Origin of the sequence: Sphingomonas vulcanisoli, from assembly GCF_011761305.1 — a bacterium.
Classification (GTDB): Bacteria; Pseudomonadota; Alphaproteobacteria; order Sphingomonadales; family Sphingomonadaceae; genus Sphingomonas_I; species Sphingomonas_I vulcanisoli.
Window position 1 is genome coordinate 359740 of sequence record NZ_JAAOZC010000004.1, and the last position, 8852, is coordinate 368591.

Below are 8852 nucleotides of genomic sequence, written 5' to 3' on the forward strand. Positions count from 1 at the left end.
TCGGTGCAAAATCGATGACAAAAGCGTCACAAAGCCTTTGTTGAAAATTTGCAATTTTATGTGGGCACGGCGCCCGTGAGCGCGCCGCCGATGCGATGCTGACCGAGGTCACGATCGTGCGGGATGATCGCCGCCATCGGCGGGCTGAGAGTGTCCGCGACCGGAATACAGACCCTGACTTTCAGACCGGGCGCGGCGTTCACAAGCTCCAGGCTGCCGTGATGAAAACGTGCAATCGCGCTGGCGATGGCGAGCCCGAGGCCGCTTCCTCCGGCGTCGACCGCCATCCCCCGCTGAAAGGGCTGCTGCACGCGCGTCAGATCGTCGCCGACAAGCCCGGGCCCATCGTCGCTGACCGTAATCACGGCACGCCCGTCGTCTCGCGCCAGGGATATCGTCGCGCTCGTACCGGCGGGCGTATGCGTCGCGATATTCTCGAGCAGATTGATCAGAAGCTGGTTGATCAGATCCGGATCGCCCGTGATGGTGACGTCCTCCAGCTGCGTGATCGTCAGCGTCCCGCCATGATCGAGCATCACCGGCTCCATCGTATCCGCAATATCCTCCACCAATGCGCGCAGCGGAAGCGGGCACATCGCCGAGGGATGCTGCCCCGTTTCGATCTCCGCCAACCGCAGCAGCGCGTCGAAAATGCCGATGATCGATGCACACTCCTTTTCGGCCTGTTCCAGCAACGAGGGGAAGGTCGGATGATTTTCCTGAGCGGCGCGCCTCAGAACGCTGCGGAGTCGGGTGAGCGGCGTGCGCAGATCATGCGCCAGATTGCTGGAGAAAAGCTGCTGGGCCCTGACCAGATCCGCCATCTTGTCGAGCATATCGTTGAGGCTTTCGGCCTGCACCGCGAACATGCCATCCAGCCGGTCCATCGGAATGCGGCGGCTGAGGTCCCCCGCCGCGATCGCTGCTGCCGTCTTCTGCGTCTCGGCGAGGCGCTTCGCCGTCAAATGGGCAAACAGCAATGTCGCCGATACGCCCAGCGCGAGCGCGACCAGGGAAAGCGTCGCTACTACCGCCGGCAGAAGCGCATGAAGATTTTCCGCCGCTTCACTGTGCTGGACGACCACGAAAAGACCGCCACTTTGCAGCCGCGTCGCAAGCGCCCGGCCCTCCTGGTAATCGCGACCGCCGGCCGTGAACCGGACGTAGGACAGGCCAGCGGCCGGCGGGCCGATATCCAGCCGCCCCGCCAATCGGCGGCCCGACCGATCAAATAAGACGTAGGTGCGTTCGCTCAGCACTTTGCGATGCTGCCACTCGCTGATCTTCCCCGCCAGGATGGCATCCTCTTCGGGATTATGGGCAATGTTCGAGAGATATTTGTGCGTGTGATAGCGCAGCGATGAATCGATACGGCTCGACACCCACCCATCCGCAACACTGAAGCCGATCATGCCGATCGCGATCATCGCCAACGCGAAGGCCAGGCCGAACTGGATCGCTAGACGATCGAACCGCGCCGTCCCATGCAGAAGGTGCCGGATCATAGGCATCGCTCGGTGCGCAAGATATATCCCGCGCCACGCTGCGTCTCGATCGGATCGCAGCCCATTTCCTGCAGAGCCGTACGCAGCCGGCTCATGTTGCTCTCGATGATGTTCGTCGTAGGCGAGAAGGAATAGGACCAGACATATTCGATCAGCATCGATCGGGTCACCAGCCGATCCGCGTTCCGCATCAGATGCGCGAGCAGCGAATATTGCTTGCGATTGAGCGTCACCGCGGCGTCGCGGTAGAGGGCGCGATGGCTGCTCGGATCCAGCCGCAGCATGCCGACTTCCTGGCTCACGCCATCGGATCGCGGCGCGCCGCGCCGGACGATGGCGTTCAAGCGCGCCACCAGCTCGTCGACATCGAACGGCTTGGCGAGATAGTCATCCGCGCCGCTGTCCAGCCCTTCGATGCGGTGCTTCACCGAGCCGAGCGCGCTCAGCATCAACACCGGCACGATTTCGTTGCGGCTGCGCATATGGTCGATCACCGAAATGCCGTCACCGTCCGGCAGCATGCGATCCAGGACGACGGCATCGGGAGAATGGACACCGAGGGCGTCGATCGCTTCGGAACCGGTCCGCGCGAGTGTCGCGCTATGACCGAAGGAGCCCAGCCCGGAAACGATATGATCTGCGATCACGGGGTCATCTTCAACCACCAGCAAATGCATCTCGAAACCCTTCCTTGCTCCTCACCCATATGACGTTTTTGTTTCAGTACCGCGTCGTCGTTCGGCGTCGGCAGCGCGGACTGGATTACCACAATGCAATGTTGGCTAATCGTATTGCCGCTATCGCGCCTGCGCAGCGAAGATTAATCGCACGCCCTCGGCCTCGATGCCGCGCTGGGGGCAACCAAGGACGTGAAGCACCGTGCAATTTGCCTAGCGGGCCTGCTGATCCTTTCCTTTGCTGCGCAACCGTCCACCGCTCAGGAACGTGACGACGACGATGATCCGAGCAAACCGGTAACCGAGATAATCATTTCGGCGCGAAGGCTGGATGCGGCGCGGGCGAATATCGAACCGAGCCTCGGCGCTTCGTCTTATTCCCTAACCAACGATACCGTCGAGGCCCGGCCCGGCGGCGAGACGACAACCATCAGCAAGATATTGCTGCAGGCCCCCGGCGTAGCGCAAAGTGGATCGGGCAATCTGCGGGTGCGCCAATCCCAAGGCAGTCTCGAATATCGGATAAACAACGTCATCCTTCCCCCGGGTCTGACCGATTTGGGAGAAAGCCTCAGCCCCCGCATCGCATCGAAGGTCGAGCTCGTCACCGGCGCGCTGCCCGCGCAATTCGGGCTCAACGGCGGGGGCGTCGTCAACGTTACCACCAAGGACGGCATCTACCTCGATGGCGGTCAGGCGGAACTCTATGGCGGTGGCCGAGCCGAGATCGAGCCGGCGTTCGAATATGGCGGCTCGATCGGCAGTACCAATTTCTTCGCGTCGGGCAGCTACCTCAGAAATCATCTTGGCCTGGCTTCGCCCGATGGCAGCGGCCATCCGCTGCATGACCAGACCCAACAATATGAAGGGCTGGCCTATGTCGATCGGGTTCTTGATCCGCAAACGCGCATCGCGCTGGTCGTCGGGGCATCGGACGAACGGTTTCAACTTCCAAACCTGCGTGGCCTCAACGCCGCGACGGCCAACCTTGGCCCTCTGCCTTTCCAACGCCCGCTCGTCTTGAGCGGCATCAGCAATTTCCCAAGCGAAGCGCGCGATGGCACGCGCCACGATCTCAATCGCTACGGCGTCGTCAGTCTGCTTCACACGAGCGATACACTGACTCTGCAGCTGGCTGGCTTTGCCCGTTTTTCGGCGGCGAACCTATCGGCCGGGGCCACCGGGGATATCCTGTTTACAGGAGTGGGCCGGGATACGCGCGACACGACGACATCGCTCGGGCTGCAGCTGGAGGGCGCCTACGAACTTGCCCCGGCGCACACGATGCGGTTCGGCACGGTCATCATCGCGGATATCCATAAGGGTTATGCCCGGACCGATGCGCTGCCAATCGATGCCGGAGGCGTCCAGATTGCCGACGCCCCGCGGCGGTTCGATGAGGCGACGCGCCTCGCGACCCGAAAGGATGGGGTGTTCATCGAAGACGAATGGCGTCCCGGCGCTGGGCTTACGGTGAATATCGGCGGGCGGGTCGATCATATCGCGGCCGTGGATGATCTCACCCGGTTCAGCCCCCGCGTCAGCGTGGTATGGCAGCCACAACCCGAAACCACGATGCACGCCGGCTATGCCCGATATTTTATTCCCGCGCCGATTGACGGCATAGCAGAACAGCCGGGCGATCTGGCGGGAACGACGGCGCGCTTGCCGACCGCGACCGGTAACCAGCCGCTGCCGGAATTTGACGATTATTATGACATCGGCGCCCAGCGCAACGTCGATGCCTTCACGCTCGCGCTCGACGCTTATTGGCGAAGAGCGACCCATCTCATCGACGAAGGCGTGTTCGGAGTAGCGGGGCAGAGCGCGTCATTCAACTATCGCAAAGGGCGTGTACGCGGCATCGAAATCAGCCTGACCTACAATGCAGGGCGTTTGTCCGGCTGGGCGAACATCGCACTCGCCGAGGCAAAGGCGCAGGGCATCGCCTCTAATCAATATTATTTCTCGCCAGTCCAACTCGCCTATGCGGACAGCCGGTGGATCCAGACGGCCAACTCGCAATCCATTACGATGTCGGGCGGGCTATCTTATCGGGTTGGAACGGTGAGACTTTCAACGGATATGCTCTACGGCAGCGGGCTGCCGCGCAGCACGTCTCCTCTCACGCTGAACGACGATCATCTGCCCGGTTATGTGCAGGTCAATCTCAGCGCGGTCTGGCGGGTGGCGCAGATCAAGCGGCTTCCGCTTGATGTACGCATCGATATCATCAACGCATTCGATCGGCGTTATGCCTTGAGCGATGGAACGGCGCTCGGCGCTAGCCAGCCACAGTGGGGGCCGCGCCGAACAGCCCTTGTCGGCCTTGAGCAATCGTTCTGATCATTGTGCCGGTAAGACCACGACTCTTCCGTGCGCGGTCGCCGCGTGCAGCTCGCCTTTGAACGCATAGGTCCCCGGTGTGAGCGGCCCGATGAAAAACGCTATCCGACCGTGCGGCCCGATGTCCTTGTCGACGTGCAGATCGTCGCTGTCGAAATCATCGGCAGTGGCGTCCTGATTGCTGAAATCGATCTTGACGCGCTGCCCGGCGGGGATGGTGATGACGTCCGGGGAAAACCGATGGTCTTTCAGGACGAGCTGCAAGCCTCTGGATGATGCGACTGGATCGGCAAGTGTGGCCGAACACCCCAGAAGAGAAATGACGGCGACGGCCCCAATTCGGATCACGTGCTTTTCCCCGTTTGAATTGCCGATAATGCAATAGCGTATTGGGCGAGCGTATACATCGTCTTTAGTGTTGCCAGAAAATAGCCCAACCGAGGGACGGAGACAGTCGGAAAAACGGCCCGACGCTTAGCGTCTGTTTTCAAAGTGCGAAGCGGCTTGGAAGACCCCCGACCTTCGCGGGAAAATTGCCTTGCGACGATATCTCTCAAACTCTGGAATGACAGGCGGCGCTGTCAGTCCAACGCGAACTCGTTCTCGGTGATTGTGCGACGGATTTCGTGGCTCAATTTGTCGCCGACGCTCCACCAATTGAAATAGGGCCCGCCATCAGGCCGCCTCTGCTTTCCCTACCATGGCCAGTCGCGCCCCCTCGCTCACCTGCCCGCCTTCGGAGACGTTCAATTCGACGACCGTCCCATCGAACGGCGCGACAAGACTATGCTCCATCTTCATAGCCTCCAGCGTCAGTAATTTCTGGCCTTTAATGACCATCTCCCCGGTAGACACCGCCACAGCAATGACCCGCCCCGGCATGGGGGAAAGGATCGCGCCATCGGAAGCGTCACCCCCCGCAGCGCCGCCCGCGCGCCACGGCAGCAACTGCCACACCTGACCACCCTCGGCGATCAATGCTGAAGGGGCCGGCTCATTGTCCTCGGTCGGCCCCAGCACGACGCTCACCGGCATTCCATCGAGCAGGAAACGCCCGTCGCGCCGCGGCTGAGCGTTGAGCCGGAAACCGGCCAGCGGTCCCGGCGCGGCGATCGTCTCGGCGGCTTCGGTCAGAACCGTATCCGATGGGATCACATCCGGCAGAAGCGCATCGCCCTCGCTCCCGATCAACCCGGTATCCAGCTTGGCATTGGCAAAGGCTGGGTGGAGCAACGCCTTGCGCAGAAAGCCGGCATTGGTCTTGAGCGGCCAGATCACCGTCTGATCCAGCGTAGCGGCAAGCGACAGGCGCGCCGCATCGCGGTCCGGGGCCCAGGCGATCAGCTTGGCGATCATCGGATCGTAGAAGGCCGAAATCTCCGCCCCTTGCTCTACGCCCGTATCGATGCGGTAGGCCGGGCCGATGGCGAAAGTATCGAGCCGCCCGATGCTCGGCAGAAAGCCCTTGGCCGGATCCTCCGCATACAGCCGCGCTTCCATCGCCCAGCCGTTGATAGCTAGTTCGTCCTGCCGCTTGGGTAGCGCCTCGCCACTGGCAACGCGCAGCTGCCACTCAACCAGATCCTGCCCGGTGATCTCCTCGGTCACCGGATGCTCGACCTGCAGCCGAGTATTCATCTCCATGAACCAGATGCGATCGGCGCGGAGCCCCTCGGAGCCATCGGCGATGAACTCGATCGTCCCCGCGCCGACATAATCGACCGCCTTCGCCGCCGCGACCGCCGCCGCACACACCGCCTCGCGCGTCGCCGCATCCATTCCCGGCGCGGGCGCTTCCTCGATCACCTTTTGGTGCCGCCGCTGCAGCGAGCAATCGCGCTCGAACAGGTGAACGACATTGCCGTGCGTATCGCCGAACACCTGCACCTCGATATGGCGAGGGTTGGTCACCCATTTTTCGAGCAACACGGACTCGTTGCCGAACGAAGACGCCGCTTCGCGCTGGCACGATGCGAGCGCATCGGCAAAATCCGCCGCGGCATCTACCTTGCGCATGCCCTTGCCGCCGCCGCCGGCCACCGCCTTGATCAACACCGGATAGCCGATCGCATCGGCCTCCGCCTTCAGACGCTCCGGGCTTTGGTCCTCGCCCAGATAGCCGGGCGTGGTCGGAACGCCCGCATCCTGCATCCGCCTTTTGGCCTCGTCCTTCAGGCCCATGGCCGTGATCGAAGCGGGATTGGGCCCCACCCAGATCAGCCCCGCGTCCAGCACGGACTGCGCGAATTCGGCATTCTCGCTGAGGAAGCCATAGCCGGGATGGATCGCCTCCGCTTCCGTCGCCTTCGCCGCGGCGATGATCCGATCGCCCAACAGATAAGATTCGCGGACCGGAGCCGCACCGATATGCACCGCTTCGTCTGCCATCCGCACATGCAGCGCCTTGGCATCCGCATCCGAATAGACCGCGATGGTACGCACGCCGAGTTTGCGGGCGGTGCGGATCACGCGGCAGGCGATCTCGCCGCGATTGGCGATGAGGAGTGACTTGATCATCGCATCACATCCGGAACAGGCCGAAGCGGGCGGCCTCAGGAACAGGGGCGTTCAGCGCAGCGGCAAAGGCAAGCCCCAGCACGTCACGGGTCTGGGCCGGATCGATGATGCCGTCATCCCACAGGCGGGCGGTCGCGTAATAGGGATTGCCCTCATCTTCATATTTCTGGCGGACCGGCGCCTTGAAGGCTTCGGCCTCCTCCGGCGTCCACCCTGCGGCATCGCGGTGGACGGTCGCCAGCACGCTCGCCGCCTGCTCGCCGCCCATCACGCTGATCCGCGCATTGGGCCAGGTGAAGAGAAATCGCGGGGAATAGGCCCGCCCGCACATCCCATAATTGCCCGCGCCGAAGCTGCCGCCGATCAGCACGGTGATCTTGGGCACCTGCGCCGTGGCGACGGCGGTGACCAGCTTGGCGCCATTCTTAGCGATGCCCTCCGCCTCATATTTGCCGCCGACCATGAAGCCGGAGATATTCTGCAGGAACAGCAAGGGGATCCGCCGCTGGCAGGCGAGTTCGATAAAGTGCGCGCCCTTGATCGCGCTCTCGCTGAAAAGCACGCCATTGTTGGCAAGGATCGCCACCGGCATCCCCCAGATATGCGCGAAGCCGCAGACCAGAGTGGTGCCGTAGAGCGCCTTGAACTCGTGAAACTCCGACGCATCGACGATCCGCGCGATAACTTCGCGCACATCATAGGGCGCACGCACATCCTGGGGCACGATGCCGTAAAGCTCTTCGGACGCGAACTTCGGCGGACGCGGGTCGCGTAGATTGAGATCCGCCGCAGCCTCGGGCTGCAGCGTCGAGATGATATCGCGGACGATCGTCAAGGCATGCTCATCATTCTCGGCAAGATGATCGACAACGCCGGATTTGCGCGCATGGAGGTCGCCGCCGCCCAGATCCTCGGCACTGATCACCTCGCCCGTCGCGGCCTGCACCAGCGGCGGCCCCGCCAAGAAGATCGTGCCCTGATTGCGCACGATCACCGTCTCGTCGCTCATCGCGGGCACATAAGCGCCGCCCGCCGTGCAACTGCCCATTACGCAGGCAATCTGTGGGATGCCACACGCGGACAGATTGGCCTGGTTGAAGAAGATGCGGCCGAAATGCTCCCGATCGGGAAAGACTTCGGCCTGGTTGGGCAGGTTGGCGCCGCCGCTATCGACCAGATAGACGCAGGGCAGCCTGTTCTCGAGCGCGATCTCCTGCGCACGGAGGTGCTTCTTCACGCTGAGCGGATAATAGGTCCCGCCCTTCACCGTGGCATCGTTGCAGGCGATCATCACCTGCCGCCCCGAGACGCGGCCGATCCCGGCGATGATCCCCGCGCCGGGCACCTCGTCGCCATAGAGGCCGTTGGCGGCGAGCTGGCCTATTTCGAGGAAGGGTGAGCCGGGATCGAGCAGGCGTTCGACGCGATCGCGGGGGAGGAGCTTGCCGCGGGCGGTGTGCTTGTCGCGGGCGCTCGGAGAGCCGCCGTGGGCGGCAGCGGCGACCTTGTCGCGCAGTTCCTCAACCAGCGCGCGATTGTGCGCGGCGTTGGCCCGGAAGGCGTCGCTGTCGGGCAAGAGCTTGGTGTCGAGAACGGGCGCGGTCACTTCTCCCCCTCCCCTTCAGGGGAGGGGGTCGGGGGGTGGGGGAGTCGGGCGAGGTTGCGCTGGGCGGCAGCGGCATGGCCCCCCCCCCCCCCCCCCCCCCAGGGGGGGGGGGGGCGCCCCCCCCCCCCCCCCCCCCACCCCCCCCCCCCCCCAACCCCCCCCCCCAAATGGCCCCCCCCGCGGGCCCCCCCAACCCCGCCC

General features: G+C 63.4%; 6 protein-coding genes. 1 reads left to right on the forward strand and 5 read right to left on the reverse strand.

What is annotated here, in order from left to right; genetic code table 11:
* Positions 1-56: 56 nt before the first annotated feature.
* Together FHS31_RS10550 and FHS31_RS10555 are read right to left on the reverse strand one after the other, a co-directional pair.
* Complete coding sequence (locus FHS31_RS10550; RefSeq protein WP_243843396.1) at positions 57-1505, reverse strand: sensor histidine kinase; 1449 nt, start codon at positions 1503-1505, stop codon at positions 57-59.
* Complete coding sequence (locus FHS31_RS10555; RefSeq protein ID WP_341786335.1) at positions 1502-2170, reverse strand: response regulator transcription factor; 669 nt, start codon at positions 2168-2170, stop codon at positions 1502-1504. The genes FHS31_RS10550 and FHS31_RS10555 overlap by 4 nt, the downstream gene beginning before the upstream one ends.
* Before the next feature lie 204 nt (positions 2171-2374).
* Here FHS31_RS10555 and FHS31_RS16430 point away from each other — a divergent pair, with 204 nt between their 5' ends.
* Positions 2375-4528 carry a TonB-dependent receptor domain-containing protein gene (locus FHS31_RS16430; protein WP_167073327.1) on the forward strand — a complete coding sequence of 718 codons (2154 nt, stop codon included), beginning with the start codon at positions 2375-2377 and terminating at the stop codon, positions 4526-4528.
* Here the strand turns inward: FHS31_RS16430 and FHS31_RS10565 are convergent, their stop codons facing one another.
* The 3 genes from FHS31_RS10565 to FHS31_RS10575 all read right to left on the reverse strand — a co-directional run bounded on the left by FHS31_RS10565 (position 4529) and on the right by FHS31_RS10575 (position 8651).
* Entirely contained in the window at positions 4529-4876 is a 348-nt protein-coding gene (locus tag FHS31_RS10565) for a cupredoxin domain-containing protein (protein WP_167073328.1), read from the reverse strand. It lies immediately after the preceding gene.
* Between the two features lie 327 nt (positions 4877-5203).
* The gene (locus tag FHS31_RS10570; protein ID WP_167073329.1) at positions 5204-7045 is read right to left on the reverse strand and encodes an acetyl/propionyl/methylcrotonyl-CoA carboxylase subunit alpha; all 1842 of its coding nucleotides are present in this window, start codon (positions 7043-7045) and stop codon (positions 5204-5206) included.
* A gap of 4 nt (positions 7046-7049) precedes the next feature.
* Positions 7050-8651: a carboxyl transferase domain-containing protein gene (locus tag FHS31_RS10575; RefSeq protein ID WP_167073330.1), complete on the reverse strand. Its 1602-nt coding sequence runs from the start codon at positions 8649-8651 to the stop codon at positions 7050-7052.
* Positions 8652-8852 lie beyond the last annotated feature (201 nt).